We start from the raw sequence: 15,296 nt of genomic DNA, 5'->3' as shown, positions 1-15,296 counted from the left end.
GAACCACGCGCATGGCGCGGCCTGCCGACTGGGTTTCAAAGGATAACCGAACAAAAACACTTATACTAGTATATCACTGAGCGCGCAAGCCCTTTCGCTCACATGACGGCGCCCATCTGCCAAGGCGTGAACTCGTCGGAGCCGAAGCCCAGCTCCTCGCTCTTGGTCTTCTTGCCCGACGCGGTGTCGAGGATGAGCTGGAAGATCGTCCGCCCGACCTCCTCGATGGTGGCGTCGCCGGTGGCGATGGGACCGCAATCGATGTCCATATCGTCGGGCATCTTACGGAACAGCGCCGTGTTGGTGGCGAGCTTCAGCGAGGGCGTCGGCTTGCAGCCGAAGACGGAGCCTCGCCCGGTGGTGAAGCACAGCACGTTGGCACCGCCCGCCACCTGCCCGGTGGCCGACACCGGGTCGTAGCCCGGCGTGTCCATGAAGACGAGGCCCGGCCCGGTGATCGGCTCGGCGTAGCGCACCACCTCGACGAGGTTGGTCGTGCCGGCCTTGGCGACGGCGCCCAGCGACTTCTCCAGGATGGTGGTCAGGCCGCCCTTCTTGTTGCCGGGCGACGGATTGTTGTTCATCTCGCCGCCGGTGCGGCTGGTGTAGTCCTCCCACCAGCGGATGCGCTCGACCAGCGTCTCGCCGACCGCCGGGTTGACGGAGCGGCGGGTCAGCAGATGCTCGGCGCCATAGACCTCCGGCGTCTCGCTCAGCACCGCGGTGCCGCCGTTGCGGATCAGCAGATCGACGGCGTGGCCCAGCGCCGGGTTGGCGGTGATCCCCGAATAGCCGTCCGACCCGCCGCATTGCAGCGCCAGGATCAGGTGGCTGGCCGGCACGGTCTCGCGCTTCACGTCGTTGACGCGGGGCAGCAGCGCGCGGATGCGCTCCACGCTCGCCCGCACGGTGGCGGCGGTGCCGCCGCTCTCCTGGATCGCCAGCGTCTGCAGGGTGTCGCCGATGGTCAGCCCCTCGACTTCGACCAGCTTGTCGATCTGGTTCACCTCGCAGCCGAGGCCGAGCACGAGCACGGCGGCGAAGTTCGGGTGGCGGGCGTAGCCGGCGATGGTCCGGCGCAGCGCGTCGATGGCGTCGCCCTGCGAGCCCATGCCGCAGCCGTAGGAATGGGTCAGCGCGACCACCCCGTCGATGTTGGGGTAGGCAGCCAGCGCGTCGCCGCGGAACTGGTCGGCGATCATCCGCGCCGCGGTGGCCGAGCAGTTCACCGTGGTCAGGATGCCGATGTAGTTGCGGGTCGCCACGCGCCCGTCCGGGCGGACGATGCCCTGGAAGGTGGCGCGCTCCGCCTCCGGCACGAGGTCGGTGGGGTGGACGTCGGCGCTGAAGGCGTAATCGCGCTCGAAGCTGTCGCCCACGCCGATGTTGTGGACGTGGACATGGTCGCCCGGCGCGATGGGGGCGGTCGCGAAGCCGATGACTTGGTTGTACTTGCGCACCGGCTCGCCGACCGCGATGGCCTGCACCGCGACCTTGTGGCCGGAGGGGATCGTGGTCCGGGCGACGACGCCGGTGTCGGGCAGGGTGGTGCCCTCCGGCAGGTCGGCGCCGGCAACGACGACGTTGTCCGCGGGATGCAGGCGGATGGTCAGCGATGCCATGATGGTGGTCCTCTCATGGAGATTCCCTCTCCCCCTGGGGAGAGGGTTAGGGTGAGGGGGATGCGCGTGGCGGTGCGTCCGGCAAAAGCGCAACCCCCTCACCCGGCGCCGTCGGCGCCACCCTCTCCCCAGAGGGGAGAGGGGTTTCACGTCAGAGCTTGTAGGCCTTCTTGGCCAGCGTGTAGGCGAGATCCACCGCCACCTCCGCGGCCTCGTCCTCCTCCAGCCGGTGCTCGGCGACGAGGCGGGCCAGGAAGGCGCAGTCGACGCGGCGGGCCACGTCGTGGCGGGCCGGGATGGAGCAGAAGGCCCGCGTGTCGTCGTTGAAGCCGACCGTGTTGTAGAAGCCGGCCGTCTCCGTGATCATCTCGCGGTAACGGCGCATGCCCTCGGGGCTGTCGTGGAACCACCAGGCCGGGCCGACGCGCAGCGCCGGGTAGTGGCCGGCCAGCGGCGCCAGCTCGCGGGCGTAGCTGGTCTCGTCGAGCGTGAACAGGATGATGGTCAGGTCGCGCTCGTTGCCGACGCGGTCGAGCAGCGGCTTCAGCGCCCGCACATACTCGGTGCCGGTCGGGATGTCGGCGCCCTTGTCGCGGCCGAAGCGCTCGAAGACGCCCGGGTTGTGGTTGCGGAAGCTGCCCGGGTGGATCTGCATGACCAGCCCGTCGTCCAGGCTCATCTTGGCCATCTCCGTCAGCATCTGGCCGCGGAAGATCTCCGCCTCGGCCGCCGTGATGGTGCCGCGCAGCGCCTTCTCGAACAGCCGCTCGGCGTCGGCGTCCGACAGGTCGGCGGTGGTCGCCGTGGCGTGGCCGTGGTCGGTCGAGGTGGCGCCGCCGACCTCCTTGAAATACTGGCGGCGGTTGCGCAGGGCGGCGAGGTAGCCGGCCCAGGTCCCGGTGTTCTCACCGGACAGCGCGCCAAGCCGCTCCACATTGGCCTGGAAGCCCTCGAACTCCGGATCGACGACCGGGTCCGGGCGGAAAGCGGTGATGACGCGCCCCTTCCAGCCGCTCTCGCGGATGGCGCGGTGATGCTCCAGCGTGTCGAGCGGGGACTCGGTGGTCGCCAGCAGCTCGATGTTGAAGCGCTCGAACAGGGCGCGCGGCAGGAATTCCGGCTTCTGCAGGCAGGCGTCGATCTGGTCGAAGATGCGGTCGGCGCTGGCCCCGCTCAGCCGCTCCGTCACGCCGAACACCGTCTCGAAGGCGTGGTCGAGCCACATGCGCGTCGGGGTGCCGCGGAACAGGTGCCAGTTCTGGGCCAACTGGCGCCAGATCTTGCGCGGGTCGCTCTCCACCGCCCCGCCGTCCGTGCGCGGCACGCCCAGGCTTTCCAACGCCACGCCCTGGCTGTAGAGCATGCGGAAGGCGTAATGGTCGGGCACCACGAACAGCGCCGCCGGGTTCGGGAACGCCTCGTTCTTGGCGAACCAGGACGGGTCCGTGTGGCCGTGCGGGCTGATGATCGGCAGGTGGCCCACCTCCGCGTACAGCCGGCGCGCGATGTCGCGCTGCGTGGGATCGCTGGGGAAGAGGCGGTCGGGGTGGAGCATCGTTCATCTCCGGAAAAAGGGATGCCGGACGAAGGTCCGGTGCCCATTTGAATGGGTGGTTCGGGTGTGGCGCGCGGCGTGGCGCCGGTCATGCCCCGCACATCGGAATATATTAATATATCAGTTCCGAATGCAAGGACTTTGTGCGTCCCGCCCACAATTCTGTCGGCGCGACGCGCAATTCAAGAGGGCCGGTTTGACGGGGCCGGTCAGAGGCGGCGCGAATCGTGAGCGGCGAAGTCGACGGCCCGCGGGCGGTAGCCGCTGGTGAAGAGGGGGGAGGAGATCACCATGTCGGCGGTCGCCTCGTTGCAGGCCATCGGGATGTTGTAGAGCGTGGCGAGGCGGGTCAGCGCCTTCACGTCCACGTCGTGGGGCTGGGCGGTCATCGGGTCGACGAAGAAGACGAGCAGGTCGATCCGGCCCTCCGCGATCATCGCGCCGATCTGCTGGTCGCCGCCCAGCGGACCGCTCTTCAGCGAGGTGATGTCCAGCTGGGGATGGGCCTCCCGGACCAATCGGCCGGTGGTGCCGGTGGACCAGAAGACGTTGCCCTCCAGCGCGTGGATGTTGGCGCCGAGCCAGCCGATCAGGTCGGGCTTGCGGGCGTCGTGGGCGACGAGGGCGATGCGTTTGCGGTCCACGGTGACGGTCCTTGCGGCTGTGCGCTCCGCGGTGGAGCTTTCTTCAATATACTAGTATACTGATGAGTGGCGCAACGCGCTTCCCGGTGGGACAAACTGGCGCGGAACCGGGGCGCCGCGCGGGGTGAAGGCGTTTGACCCACCCCGCCGGGTATTAGTATATTGCGATGAAGGGCGGACCGTCTGCGGCGTGAACCAGCGGGTTCGGCGCCGGCATCCCGGAGCACCGGCGCCCTTGAATCTTCCTGGCAGGAGCGGGTGTTGAAAAAGGCGGCGCAGACATCGATGGCGGATTCATCGACGGCGGATTCCGAACAGGCCGAGGGCGTCAAGACGCGGACCCGGCGCCGCACGGCGGCGGCGGTCGCCCGCCCGGCCCAGCGCGGCACCACCGTGGCCGCGACGATCTACCGTGACCTGCGCAACGAGATCGTCTCGCTCCGCCGCAAGCCGGGCGAGCCGGTCGCCGAGAAGGTGATCGCCCAGGACTACGGCGTCAGCCGCACCCCGGTGCGCGAGGCCGTGCTGCGTCTGGCGGACGAAGGGCTGATCGAGATCTTCCCGCAATCGGGCACCTTCGTCTCCCGCATCCCGCTGGGCGCGCTGCCGGAAGCCATCGCCATCCGCAAGGCGCTGGAGGAGGCGACCGTCCGCTACGCCGCCAAACGCGCCACCCGCAGCCAGATCGCCAAGCTGCGCGCCAACCTGGAACTCCAGCGCGAGATGGAGGCCGCTCAGAATTTCGAAGGCTTCCACCAGGCCGACGAGACCTTCCACGCGCTGCTGGCGGAAACCGCCGGCTATCCGGGATTCTGGAACCTGACGCAGCAGGTGAAGGTGCAGGTGGACCGCTACCGCCTGCTGACCCTGCCGGTGCTCGGCCGGGTGCCGGACGTGATCGCCGAGCACTCGGTCATCATCGAGGCCATCGCCAACAACGACCCGGAGGCGGCGGCGAAGGCCATCGACCTGCATCTGGACTATCTCCAGGTCACCATCGCCGACGCGCAGAAGGCCAACCCGCTCTACTTCACCGCCCCCTCGGAGGACGAGGCCGAGCCGGTCTGACGCCGTTGTGCGCTCTTGGCTTTGGATTGCGGCTGATTTCTAATATATCAGTCACGTTCCTCCCAACACCGCGCAAGACAGCCAGGAGACCGCGATGCAATCGCACTACCGCGCCGATCCGGCCCGCTACACGGGCATGACCTACCGCCGCAGCGGGCGGAGCGGGCTCGACCTGCCGGCCATTTCGCTGGGGCTGTGGCAGAATTTCGGCGGCACCGACGTGTTCGAGACCGGGCGCGCCGTGCTGCGCCGGGCCTTCGACCGCGGCGTCACCCATTTCGACCTCGCCAACAACTACGGCCCGCCGCCGGGCTCGGCGGAGGAGAATTTCGGGCGCGTCCTGGCGACCGACTTCAAGGCCCACCGTGACGAGCTGATCGTCTCCACCAAGGCCGGCTATGACATGTGGCCCGGCCCCTATGGAAGCTGGGGCTCGCGCAAGTACCTGACGGCCAGCCTGGATCAGAGCCTCACGCGCATGGGGCTCGACTATGTGGACATCTTCTACTCGCACCGCGTTGATCCGCGCACCCCGCTGGAGGAGACGATGGGGGCGCTCGACCACGCCGTGCGGCAGGGCAAGGCGCTCTATGTCGGCATCTCCTCCTACTCGCCGGAGATGACGCGGCGGGCGGCGGCGATCCTCAAGGACCTCGGCACGCCCTGCCTGATCCACCAGCCGTCCTACTCGATGCTGAACCGTTGGATCGAGGGCGGTCTGCTCGACGCGCTGGAGGAGACCGGGATCGGCTGCATCGCCTTCTCGCCGCTGGCCCAGGGCATGCTGACCACCAAGTATCTGAACGGCCAGCCCACCGACGCCCGTGCCGCCAAGGGCGGCACGCTGAAGGCGCACTTCCTGTCGCCGGAGAATCTGGAGCGCGTGCGCGCCCTGGACGCCATCGCCACGCGGCGCGGCCAGACGCTGGCCCAGATGGCCATCGCCTGGGTGCTGCGCGACCCGCGCGTGACCTCCGCCCTGGTCGGTGCCCGCAACGTGGAGCAGCTCGACAACTCGCTCGATGCGCTGAAGAACACCGCCTTCACGCCGGAGGAGCTGGCCGAGATCGACCGCCACGCCGTCGATGGCGGGCTGAACCTCTGGCAGAACTCGTCGAACGCCGAAGCCGGCTGATCCGTCGGAAGCCGACATGAAAAGGGCCGCGCCGGGGATGCCGGCGCGGCCCTTTTTCATAACCCTGTGTGCCTCAGCGCATGAGGAGGTGGGGGAGCCAGAGTGAGAAGGCTGGAACGTAAGTGACGAGGAGGAGGGTGACGAAGAGGGCGCCGTAGAAGGGGAGGATGGAGCGCATGACCTGCCCGACGGAGATCTCGCCGATGGCGCAGCCGATGAACTGGGTGGTGCCGACCGGCGGCGTGTTGAGGCCGAGCGCGCAGTTGATCAGCATGACGATGCCGAACTGCACCGGGTCCATGCCGTACTGCATGGCGATGGGCAGGAAGATCGGCGTGCAGATCAGGATCGTGCTCGCCATGTCCATGAAGGTGCCGAGCAGGAACAGGATGATGTTGATCAGCAGGAAGATGACCAGCGGGTTGGTCGAGATGCCGGCCATCAGCTCGCCGGTGATCTCGGCCACCTGATACAGCCCCATGATGTACTGGAACATCGTCGAGACGCCGATCAGCAGCAGGACCACGCCGGTCGTCTTGACCGTCTTGGCGGCGGCGGCCAGGAAGTGGTCCCAGGTCAGCGTGCGGTAGACGAAGGTGGTGAGCAGCAGCGCGTAGATCACCGCGATGGAGGCGGACTCGGTGGCGGTGAAGACGCCCGACGTGATGCCGGCCAGGATGATCACGACGATGAGCAGGCCCGGCGCGGCGGCGGCGAAGGAGCGGCCCAGGATGGACCAGCCGGGGAAGGTGCCGGGGGGATAGCCGCGCTTGACCGCGACGTAGTAGGCCGCACCCAGGTTGCAGACCATCAGCAGCAGGGCGGGGACGATGCCCGCGGCGATCAGCGCGCCGATGGAGGCTTTGCCGCCGGCGGCCAGCGCGTAGATGATCATGTTGTGGCTGGTCGGCATCAGCGCGCCGACGAGGGCGGCGTGGGTGGTGACGTTGACGGCGTAGTCGGCGTGGTAGCCCTCGCGCTTCATCATCGGGATCATCACGGCGCCCATGGCCGAGACGTCGGCGACGGGGGAGCCGGCGACGCCGCCGAAGAGCGTGCAGGCGACGACGTTGGACATGCCCAGGCCGCCGCGGATGTGGCCGACCATGTTCTTGGCGGTGGCGACGATCTTGTCGGCCACACCGCCGTGGAGCATCAGCTCGCCGGAGAAGACGAAGAAGGGGATGGCGAGGAAGGAGAAGACGTTCATGCCGGACATCATCTGCTGGAAGATGACGGCGACGGGGAGGCCCTCGTAGAGGATGGTGCAGAGCGCCGACAGGCCGATGGCGAAGGCGACCGGGATGCCCAGGACGAGGAAGCCGAAGAAGGTGACGGCGAGAATGGTCAGTTCCATGACGGCGCGACCTCCTCGCCGCGGATGATGGCGACGACGTGTTCGATGGCGAAAAGCACGATCAGGACGCCGGAGAGCACGAGCGGGATGTAGCGGACGGCTTCGGAGACGTGCAGGTTGGGGATGTAGTAGGCGGCGACGGAATTGCCGAGGAGCCAGCCGTTGTAGGCCATGCAGGCGCCGAAGACGCCGACGAGGGCGTAGATGACGATCTCGACCTTGCGGCGGATGGCGTCGGGCAGCATGACGAGGAAGGATTCCAGGCCGATGTGGCCGGCGTCGCGCACCCCGACGGCGGCGCCGATGAGGGTGACGTAGAGGACCAGCACGATGGCCAGGCTCTCCGCCCAGGTCGGCGAGTCGTTCAGCACGTAGCGGCCGAAGACCTGATAGAACACCACACAGACGATGGCCATCAGGCCGACCATCGCCACGCACATCCCCGACCACGCCAGACGCGCGTTCACCCGCGTCAGCAGGCCCGCGCTCCGCGGGGGGCTGTGGTCCATTGCTTGCAGCTCGATTTCCATGCCGCCGGCTCCCCTCGAATGACGCGGCGCCGCCCTTCGGTCTGCCGAAGGGAAGCGCCGCGTTCGACTGTGCTTACTTCGTGTCCTGGATGCGCTTCACGAGGCCGTCCAGCTTCGGCGTGCTCGCGAACTGCTTGTAGACGGGAGCCATCGCGTCGATGAACTCCTGCTTGTTCGTAACCTCGACGATCTGGGCGCCGGCCTTCACGACCACGTCCTTGGACTTCTGCTCACGCTCGTCCCACAGCTTGCGCATGTAGGGGACGGAGTCCTTGGCGGCCTTGCGGATGGCGGCCTGGTCGTCCTTCGACAGGCGGTCCCACGAGACCTTGGAGAAGACCAGCACTTCCGGCGCCATCGCGTGCTCGGTCAGGGTGAAGTACTTGGCGGCTTCGAAGTGGCGCGAGGATTCGTAGGACGGGTAGTTGTTCTCCGCTGCGTCGACGATGCCGGTCTTCAGCGCGGTGTAGACCTCGCCGAAGGGCATCGGCGTGGCGTTGGCGCCCAGCGCCTGGATCATGGCGACGAACAGGTCGGACTGCTGGACGCGGATCTTGGCGCCCTTCATGTCGGCCAGCGTCTTGTAGGGCTTGGCGGCCGAATACATGCTGCGCGAGCCGCTGTCGTAGAAGGCGAGGCCGATCATGCCCTGGCTTTCCATGGCCGCCAGGATCTCGTCGCCGATCGGACCGTCCAGCACGGCGCGCATGTGCTCGGTGGAGCGGAAGATGAAGGGCAGGGCGGTGACCATCGTCTCCGGGACGACGTTGTTCAGCGGCGCCACGTTGATGCGCATCATGTCGAGCCCGCCGATCTTCAACTGCTCGATGGTGTCCTTCTCGGTGCCCAGCGCGCCGTTCGGGTAGACCTTCACGCCGAGCTTGCCGCCGGTCCGCTCCTTCAGGAGCTTGTCGACGTACTTCACCGCCTCGACGGTCGGGTAGTCGGCCGGGTGGATGTCCGCGGAGCGGAAGTCGCGGGCCACGACCGGGGTGGCGAGCAGGGTGCAGGCCGCGCAGGCGGCGAGCAGGGCGGCGCGGATACCGCGGGTCGAAAGATGCATAGCGTGTCCTCCTGGCGATTCTTAAGCAGCGGTTTTTAGGCTGGTTCTTTGGTTTGGACGGTTGGGTCCGGGAGTCGCCCGGCGCGTGTTCCCGCGCGCCGGGCAACGGGTGATGTCAAACGGGTGATCTCGTCAGGCGAGGAAGTCCTCGCGCGGGGGCGTGAAGATGTCGAGCAGGACGCCCGGCTCCAGCGCCACGACGCCGTGCAGGGCGTTGGACGGCACCATGTAGCCGTCGCCGGTGCCCAGCCGCCGGGTGACGCCCTCGATGGTGACGTCGAAGGCGCCCTTCTCGACCACGGCGCACTGGACGTGCGGGTGGCGGTGCTGCGGCCCGATGGCGCCGGTCTCGAACTCCACGCGCACCATCATCATGGCGTCGTTGTGGCCCAGGATCTTGCGGCGCACCCCGGCGCCCAGATCCTGCCAGTCCACCGCCTCGTCGATCACGAAAACGTCCGTGCTCATTCTCATCTTCCCCTTACTTTCGCAGGCGGCCCCTGATCGCTGATCTGCTCAGCGGGCGAGCCAGCCGCCGTCCACCGGCAGGATCGTGCCGTGGACGTAATCGGACGCATCGGAGGCCAGGAACACCGCGGGACCGCCCATGTCGGCGGGCTCGCTCCAGCGTCCGGCGGGGATGCGGGCCAGAATTTCGGCGTTGCGGCGCTCGTCGGCGCGCAGCGCGGTGGTGACGCTGGTCGCGACGTAGCCCGGCGCGATGGCGTTCACGTTGATGCCCTTGCCCGCCCATTCGTTGGCGAGCAGCCGGGTGATCCCGGCGATGCCGCTCTTCGACGCCGCGTAGGAGGGCACGCGGATGCCGCCCTGGAAGGACAGCATGGAGGCGATGTTGATGATCTTGCCCTTTCGCCCGTTGCCCAGCGCGTAGCGCCCGAAGGCTTGGCAGAGGAAGAAGACCGACTTCAGGTTCACGTCCAGCACGGCGTCCCAGTCGGCCTCGGTGAAGTCCAGCGGGTCGTCGCGGCGGATCAGCCCGGCGTTGTTGACCAGGATGTCCAGCCCGCCGAGCGTGCCGACCGTCTCCTCCATCAGTGCGGGGATCGGGGCGATGCTCGACAGGTCGGCGGGGATGGCGGCGAAGCGGCGGCCCAGCCCCTCGACCAGGGCTCGCGTCTCGTCCGGCGGGGTGCGCCCGGCCACGGCGATGTCGGCGCCGGCCCGCGCCAGGGCGACCGCGATGGCCTGCCCGATGCCGCCGTTGCCGCCGGTGACCAGGGCGGTCTTGCCGGTGAGGTCGAAGGGGTTGGTCATGACGGAGTGCTTTCTTTCTTCGTCTTCGACGGGCTGTCCGGCTGGGCGCCGGAGAAGAAGAAGGGGTTGGCCCCCTGGGTGTTCGGGACGGACTCCAGCAGGGCGCCGAGATGGATGACCATCAGCCGCTCCGCCTCGGCCGGGTCGCGCGCGGCGATGGCGTCGACGATGCCGCCGTGTTCGGCCAGCACATGCGGGATGCGGCCCGGCTCCGGCAGGGTCAGGCGGCGGTAGCGGTCCACCTGCATCTTCACCTGCTGGGCCATGGTCCACAGGCCGGGGAAGCCGGCGATGTCGGAAATCAGGCGGTGGAATTCCTCGTCGGCCTCGTGGAAGCCGTCGAGGTCGCCCGCCGCCGCCGTCTCCTGCTGGAGCAGGACGTTGGCCCGCAGCGCTGCGATCTGACTGCGCGCGGCGCGGACGGCGGCGTAGCGGACCGCGGTGCATTCCAGCGAGGTGCGGATCACCACAGCTTCGGGAAGGGCGTTGACCGGGATGCGCGCGACGAAGGTGCCGGACTGCGGGAAGATTTCGACCAGCCCGTCGTCGGCCAGCCGCAGCAGAGCCTCACGCACCGGGGTGCGGCTGACGCCGAAGGACTCCGCGACGTGCTTCTCCACAATGGGCTCCCCCGGCTTGCGCCGCATGGCCACGATGTCCCCGCGCAACGACCGGTAAATCTCCGCGGTGGCCGTGGCGCGGGCGGACAGGCGCGGTTCCTTCGCGGTTCCCAAAACGGTTTTGGGCGCCTTGCCGGGCACGGTCCCCGGAGCGGTTCCGGGCGGTTGAGCATCCAGGGCGCGCCTGGAGGTCGAAGCCATTGAAGTCCTCCCCATGTGCCGGCCCGTGCCCCATGCGGGGCCGGTCCGTGCCGTTCCTTGAAGAAGAGCATATTAATATATCAGCGTGGCGCGCAAGCCTGATTTTGAGGAAGGGGCGAACATTTTTGCGGGGGGTGGGGCGCCCTCACGGCGCCGGTTCGATCAGTCAGTATGTTGAATTCGTTGCGATGAGAAAACGTCCATTAGAAAATATTTATGATTCTTGAACTCACTGTTTGGAAAAGTGATGTAAGATTTAGTCTCTCTTTTATCTGCAATTCTGTTATGTGTGCAAAGGAGATTTTCATGACGCCTTATGAGTGCGTTCGAGCGATTGTGGCGGGGCATCGATATCGACAATCTTTGCCCAACCCTTACCGAGATGATCTGGATGGGTTATGGATGCCGGGAATAATTAATGGCCCGTCTGGTCACGATGTAATATTGGACTCAAAGCTCATCGAATATATCAATGATCTTTCTTATTTGCTTAGGAGTGACGGCCGGTCTGTTGATGGTGATGAGTGGCTTGATTGGGTGCGCGATTCCGTGGCGCGCGCTCTGGATGCTAGCGACCCCAAATTCGATTTGGATGTGACTTCCGAAATCATTCTTAATTCTGTTGAGTCGTCATTGTCTGTAAGGTTGTCGGAAATAGGTGGCTATGAATTTGCCTTCGGCTGCACATTGTTTGAAGGGGGCGCCCCGCCGCCCTTCAGCATCGGTCCGGTCCGCTTCGAAACGCGCCTGGACTGGCTTGAACGCAAGCTTGCTGAAGGGGTGATCTCAGGCTTGACGCACCGCCGCGTCTTGTGCGCTTGGGACGGGCGTATGCTACGTAGGCGAAAAATCTCTTCTGATAGTAGACAAGAGAAAGCAATATTAAGTTTTAGCGACGACGCTCCGTTTATTTGTAGTGTTGCCACAAAAGGCATGGCGCGTGAATTTGGGCGGAGACGGGCTCGAACCACCGCAAGGCTGGCGCTGACCGCTATAGCGCTATTATGGCAGGAGACATCCCGCGCGTTAAGCAAGATGAATTTGGTGGATGACCGCGTTGTTCGTATCCTTCATGAACTTACGTTCCAAAATGGAAAAATTGATTCTTTTGGCAGCCGTAAATTTCATGCCCCAGGAGGCCAAAGGCTGGATGCGGATGAATGGAAAATCCTTAGAAGCGAATTTACGGATCATTTCACCGTAGTTGGTGACATTTTGAACTCCATCGTCGATATCGCCACTCCGCCCAGGCGCCCGAAGACGACACATACGCTGACACATGCCCTGATGTGGTTTCACCAAGGTTGTCGGGAGGACGAGCAGGTAATTGCGGTCGTCAATTTTGCGGCAACGTTGGATTGCTTGGCTGCGGGTAAAGGTGGAAAAGGTATCGTGAAGTTGATCAAAGCTCAGATAGGCATAGATGCCGATAAAGAGCTTTGGGTCAGAGGGGGCCAAACCGCTGAGCAGGCGGTTGAGGAAATTTATGATCACGCCCGCAACGCAACGATGCACGGACGTAAGGACGATAATAACAAACAAAGGCCTGACAGTATGCCGTTTCATGATTGGGGGCCTGGGCGCGAGCGTGCAGAAGCTCTAGCCAGACACTGTCTATTAGCTTGTATTAACTGGACCGCGCAGCACTTCGGCAGTGATGATCCGAAGTCCTGGATGGCATTGCAGCCGGATTGACAGATGATCTGGTGATGGTGGAGGCGAATTGGCATTCAGGGCGCCACGTCCCACCACCCCCCTTGCCAGCCTCCGTCCGCAATGGCATACTAGTATGCAAGTTGACGCGATGGACGCCATGACCGACTCGCCGACCTCATCCGCCCCCACCGATATCCGCGGCCCCCGCCTGCACGGGGTCTACGACGCCCTGCGCGCCGCCGTGCTGTCGGGGGAGATCCGCCCCGGCGAGGGGATTTCGGAAACCCGCGTGGCCGCCCGCTACGGCGTCAGCCGCACCCCGGTGCGCGAGGCCTTCCGCCGGCTGGCCGACGAGGGGTTCCTGCGCATCGTGCCGCAGGTCGGCACCTTCGTGGCGCCGATCCAACTCTCCGCGGTGTCCGACAGCCAATTCATCCGCGAGACCCTGGAATGCCGGACCGTCCGTCTGGCCGCCGAGCGGGCGGAGGCGGCGGACGTCGCCTCGCTCACCCGGCTTCTCGACTCGCACCGCGCGGTGATGTCCCCCGACCGTCATTCCGAGTTCTTCGCCCTGGACGAGGCCACCCACGCCGAGCTGGCGCGCATCGCCGGGCGTCCGGCGGTGTGGGACCTGCTGGTCGCCGTCAAGGCGCAGCTCGACCGCGTGCGCTTCCTGTCGCTGCACAGCGAAGGCTGGGCGGCCAAGATCGTCGGCGAGCACCAGAGCATCGTGGACCGCGTCGCTGCCCGTGATCCCGACGGGGCGGAGGAGGCCATGCGTGCCCATCTGCGCACCGTCTTCGCGGCGGTGGACGAGATCGCCCGAACCAACAGCCACTTCTTCGAGACGTAAAGCCCTTATGCGGAGTGTTCCATGCGCCTGAGCCCCGACACGCTGCCCTCGCTGCGCCATGGCGCGCAGCGTCCCGGCTATGACCGTGCCGCGCTGACCACCGGAATCGTCCATCTGGGCATCGGCGCCTTCCACCGCGCCCATCAGGCCGTCTACACCGACGACGCCCTGGCCCGGTCCTTCGGTCCCTGGGGCATCGCCGGGGTCAGCCTGCGCAGCCCCGACACGCGCGACGCGCTGGAGCCGCAGGGCGGCCTTTATACTGTTGCCGTGCGCGACGCCGCCGGCGAGCGGCTGCGGGTGATCGGCTCGGTCACCCAGCTGCTGGTCGCTCCGGAGGACCCCGCCGCGGTGCTGGACCTCCTGACGCGCCCCTCCGTCCGCATCGTCACGCTGACCGTCACGGAGAAGGGCTACTGCCACGACCCGGCGACCGGCGCGCTGAACGAGGCTCATCCGGACATCGTCCATGACCTCGCCAACCCGGAAAGCCCGCGCAGCGTGCCAGGCTTCCTGGTGGAGGCTCTGATCCGCCGCCGCGCCGCCGGGGTGGAGCCCTTCACGGTGCTGAGCTGCGACAACCTTCCGAGCAACGGCGACACCGCCGCGGGCCTGCTGCGTCGCTACGCCGAGCTGCGCGACCCCGCTCTGGGGACGTGGTTCGCCGGGAACGTCGCCTGCCCGAACAGCATGGTGGACCGCATCGTGCCGGCCACCACCGACGCCGACCGCGACCGCGTGTCGGACGGGCTGGGCCTGCGCGACTCCTGGCCGGTGGTGACCGAGCCGTTCAGCCAGTGGGTGATCGAGGACCGCTTCCCCACCGGGCGCCCGGCCTGGGAGCTGGAGGGCGCGGAGCTGGTCCCCGACGTCCATCCCTATGAGACGATGAAGCTGCGCCTGCTGAACGGCAGCCACTCCACGCTGGCCTATCTCGGCTATCTCGCCGGCTACGAGACGGTGTCGGACACCATGGCCGATCCGGCCTTCGCCCGGCTGATCCGCGGTCTGATGGACGAGGAGGCCGGTCCGACCCTGCACATGCCGCCGGGCGCCGACCTCGGCCATTACAAGGACGCGCTGATCGAGCGCTTCCGCAACCCGGCCCTGCGCCACCGCACCTGGCAGATCGCCATGGACGGCACGCAGAAGCTGCCGCAGCGTCTGCTCGGCACCATCCGCGACCGGCTGGCCGCCGGGGCGCCGATCGACCGGCTGGCGCTGGGGGTGGCGGCCTGGATGCGTTACGTCTCCGGCACCGACGAGGCCGGCCGTCCCATCGACGTGCGCGACCCCATGGCCGCCAGGCTCGCCGAGCTGGCGGCGGAGGCCGGACCGGACGCCGACCGTTTGGCGACCGCCCTGTTCGGGCTGACCGCCGTCTTCGGCGACGACCTGCCGCGCGACCCGCGCTTCACCGCCGCGGTGACCGACGCGCTGCGCCGGCTCTACGCCGAGGGCGCCCGCGCCGTCGTGCAATCGGTCGCGCCAGCGGCGGGCTGACACGCCTCGTCCCACGAATCCCATCGAGACATGCCGCACTCGGCACAGCACTCTTCTTCAAGGAGCACACCATGGAACAGACTTGGCGTTGGTTCGGCCCGGACGATGTGATCCGGCTCAACCACATCCGTCAGACCGGCGCCACCGGCATCGTCACCGCCCTGCACCAGATCCCCTACGGCGTGGTCTGGTCGGTCGAGGAGATCGAGGAGCG

15 protein-coding genes (1 of these 15 running past the window's edge) are annotated in these 15,296 nt (G+C 66.8%); 6 read left to right on the top strand and 9 right to left on the bottom strand.

The window, feature by feature from the left end:
• Positions 1 to 98: 98 nt before the first annotated feature.
• The 3 genes from Sp245p_RS34650 to Sp245p_RS34640 form a co-directional block, all read right to left on the bottom strand.
• Entirely contained in the window at positions 99 to 1,622 is a 1,524-nt protein-coding gene (locus tag Sp245p_RS34650; RefSeq protein ID WP_014199991.1) for a UxaA family hydrolase, read from the bottom strand.
• Positions 1,623 to 1,773: 151 nt separating this feature from the next.
• Positions 1,774 to 3,177, bottom strand: a complete 1,404-nt coding sequence (uxaC, locus tag Sp245p_RS34645) for a glucuronate isomerase (RefSeq protein ID WP_014199990.1) — start codon at positions 3,175 to 3,177, stop codon at positions 1,774 to 1,776.
• A 209-nt stretch (positions 3,178 to 3,386) separates the two neighbouring features.
• Positions 3,387 to 3,821 (bottom strand): methylglyoxal synthase, encoded by a 435-nt coding sequence (locus Sp245p_RS34640; RefSeq protein ID WP_014199988.1) that lies wholly within the window; start codon positions 3,819 to 3,821, stop codon positions 3,387 to 3,389.
• Between the two features lie 285 nt (positions 3,822 to 4,106).
• Here Sp245p_RS34640 and Sp245p_RS34635 point away from each other — a divergent pair, with 285 nt between their 5' ends.
• Complete coding sequence (locus tag Sp245p_RS34635; protein ID WP_014199987.1) at positions 4,107 to 4,889, top strand: GntR family transcriptional regulator; 783 nt, start codon at positions 4,107 to 4,109, stop codon at positions 4,887 to 4,889.
• 94 nt (positions 4,890 to 4,983) lie between these two features.
• Positions 4,984 to 6,024, top strand: a complete 1,041-nt coding sequence (gene mgrA / locus Sp245p_RS34630; RefSeq protein WP_109139327.1) for an L-glyceraldehyde 3-phosphate reductase — start codon at positions 4,984 to 4,986, stop codon at positions 6,022 to 6,024.
• A gap of 73 nt (positions 6,025 to 6,097) precedes the next feature.
• Here the strand turns inward: mgrA and Sp245p_RS34625 are convergent, their stop codons facing one another.
• From Sp245p_RS34625 to Sp245p_RS34600, 6 genes are all read right to left on the bottom strand, one after another.
• Complete coding sequence (locus tag Sp245p_RS34625) at positions 6,098 to 7,381, bottom strand: TRAP transporter large permease (RefSeq protein ID WP_040138200.1); 1,284 nt, start codon at positions 7,379 to 7,381, stop codon at positions 6,098 to 6,100.
• Positions 7,372 to 7,911 carry a TRAP transporter small permease gene (locus tag Sp245p_RS34620; protein WP_014199984.1) on the bottom strand — a complete coding sequence of 180 codons (540 nt, stop codon included), beginning with the start codon at positions 7,909 to 7,911 and terminating at the stop codon, positions 7,372 to 7,374. The genes Sp245p_RS34625 and Sp245p_RS34620 overlap by 10 nt, the downstream gene beginning before the upstream one ends.
• Positions 7,912 to 7,984: 73 nt before the next feature.
• A complete protein-coding gene (locus Sp245p_RS34615; RefSeq protein WP_014199983.1) occupies positions 7,985 to 8,974 on the bottom strand; it encodes a TRAP transporter substrate-binding protein in 990 nt (329 codons plus the stop codon).
• Positions 8,975 to 9,106: 132 nt separating this feature from the next.
• Positions 9,107 to 9,442 (bottom strand): cupin domain-containing protein, encoded by a 336-nt coding sequence (locus Sp245p_RS34610; protein ID WP_014199982.1) that lies wholly within the window; start codon positions 9,440 to 9,442, stop codon positions 9,107 to 9,109.
• 48 nt (positions 9,443 to 9,490) lie between these two features.
• Complete coding sequence (gene kduD / locus Sp245p_RS34605) at positions 9,491 to 10,249, bottom strand: 2-dehydro-3-deoxy-D-gluconate 5-dehydrogenase KduD (protein ID WP_014199981.1); 759 nt, start codon at positions 10,247 to 10,249, stop codon at positions 9,491 to 9,493.
• On the bottom strand, positions 10,246 to 11,070 hold the full coding sequence (locus Sp245p_RS34600; RefSeq protein WP_014199980.1) for a GntR family transcriptional regulator: 825 nt from the start codon (positions 11,068 to 11,070) through the stop codon (positions 10,246 to 10,248). The genes kduD and Sp245p_RS34600 overlap by 4 nt, the downstream gene beginning before the upstream one ends.
• 216 nt (positions 11,071 to 11,286) lie before the next feature.
• On the opposite strand from Sp245p_RS34600, the gene Sp245p_RS34595 reads away from it, so the two are divergent.
• The 4 genes from Sp245p_RS34595 to uxuA all read left to right on the top strand — a co-directional run.
• The gene (locus Sp245p_RS34595) at positions 11,287 to 12,765 is read left to right on the top strand and encodes a hypothetical protein (RefSeq protein ID WP_129557303.1); all 1,479 of its coding nucleotides are present in this window, start codon (positions 11,287 to 11,289) and stop codon (positions 12,763 to 12,765) included.
• A 118-nt stretch (positions 12,766 to 12,883) separates the two neighbouring features.
• Entirely contained in the window at positions 12,884 to 13,579 is a 696-nt protein-coding gene (locus Sp245p_RS34590; RefSeq protein WP_040138416.1) for a GntR family transcriptional regulator, read from the top strand.
• A gap of 21 nt (positions 13,580 to 13,600) precedes the next feature.
• The gene (locus Sp245p_RS34585; RefSeq protein WP_014199976.1) at positions 13,601 to 15,082 is read left to right on the top strand and encodes a mannitol dehydrogenase family protein; all 1,482 of its coding nucleotides are present in this window, start codon (positions 13,601 to 13,603) and stop codon (positions 15,080 to 15,082) included.
• Positions 15,083 to 15,153: 71 nt separating this feature from the next.
• Positions 15,154 to 15,296, top strand: the beginning of a protein-coding gene (uxuA, locus tag Sp245p_RS34580; RefSeq protein WP_014199975.1) for a mannonate dehydratase. 1,054 nt of this gene lie beyond the right edge of the window; 143 of the gene's 1,197 nt are visible here — the first part of the coding sequence; it begins with the start codon at positions 15,154 to 15,156; its stop codon lies beyond the right edge, outside the window.

Origin of the sequence: Azospirillum baldaniorum, from assembly GCF_003119195.2 — a bacterium.
In the GTDB taxonomy this organism is placed as follows: Bacteria; Pseudomonadota; Alphaproteobacteria; order Azospirillales; family Azospirillaceae; genus Azospirillum; species Azospirillum baldaniorum.
Note: the sequence above shows the minus strand (reverse complement) of the source record. Positions and strands in the feature narration are given on the sequence as shown.

What these genes read in the sequence shown, in the direction of transcription:
- Sp245p_RS34650 (WP_014199991.1), bottom strand. Translation starts at nt 1,622, where the DNA reads ATGGCATCGCTGACCATCCGCCTGCATCCCGCGGACAACGTCGTCGTT.
- uxaC (WP_014199990.1), bottom strand. Translation starts at nt 3,177, where the DNA reads ATGCTCCACCCCGACCGCCTCTTCCCCAGCGATCCCACGCAGCGCGAC.
- Sp245p_RS34635 (WP_014199987.1), top strand. Translation starts at nt 4,107, where the DNA reads ATGGCGGATTCATCGACGGCGGATTCCGAACAGGCCGAGGGCGTCAAG.
- mgrA (WP_109139327.1), top strand. Translation starts at nt 4,984, where the DNA reads ATGCAATCGCACTACCGCGCCGATCCGGCCCGCTACACGGGCATGACC.
- Sp245p_RS34625 (WP_040138200.1), bottom strand. Translation starts at nt 7,381, where the DNA reads ATGGAACTGACCATTCTCGCCGTCACCTTCTTCGGCTTCCTCGTCCTG.
- Sp245p_RS34620 (WP_014199984.1), bottom strand. Translation starts at nt 7,911, where the DNA reads ATGGAAATCGAGCTGCAAGCAATGGACCACAGCCCCCCGCGGAGCGCG.
- Sp245p_RS34615 (WP_014199983.1), bottom strand. Translation starts at nt 8,974, where the DNA reads ATGCATCTTTCGACCCGCGGTATCCGCGCCGCCCTGCTCGCCGCCTGC.
- Sp245p_RS34610 (WP_014199982.1), bottom strand. Translation starts at nt 9,442, where the DNA reads ATGAGCACGGACGTTTTCGTGATCGACGAGGCGGTGGACTGGCAGGAT.
- kduD (WP_014199981.1), bottom strand. Translation starts at nt 10,249, where the DNA reads ATGACCAACCCCTTCGACCTCACCGGCAAGACCGCCCTGGTCACCGGC.
- Sp245p_RS34600 (WP_014199980.1), bottom strand. Translation starts at nt 11,070, where the DNA reads ATGGCTTCGACCTCCAGGCGCGCCCTGGATGCTCAACCGCCCGGAACC.
- Sp245p_RS34595 (WP_129557303.1), top strand. Translation starts at nt 11,287, where the DNA reads ATGATTCTTGAACTCACTGTTTGGAAAAGTGATGTAAGATTTAGTCTC.
- Sp245p_RS34590 (WP_040138416.1), top strand. Translation starts at nt 12,884, where the DNA reads ATGACCGACTCGCCGACCTCATCCGCCCCCACCGATATCCGCGGCCCC.
- Sp245p_RS34585 (WP_014199976.1), top strand. Translation starts at nt 13,601, where the DNA reads ATGCGCCTGAGCCCCGACACGCTGCCCTCGCTGCGCCATGGCGCGCAG.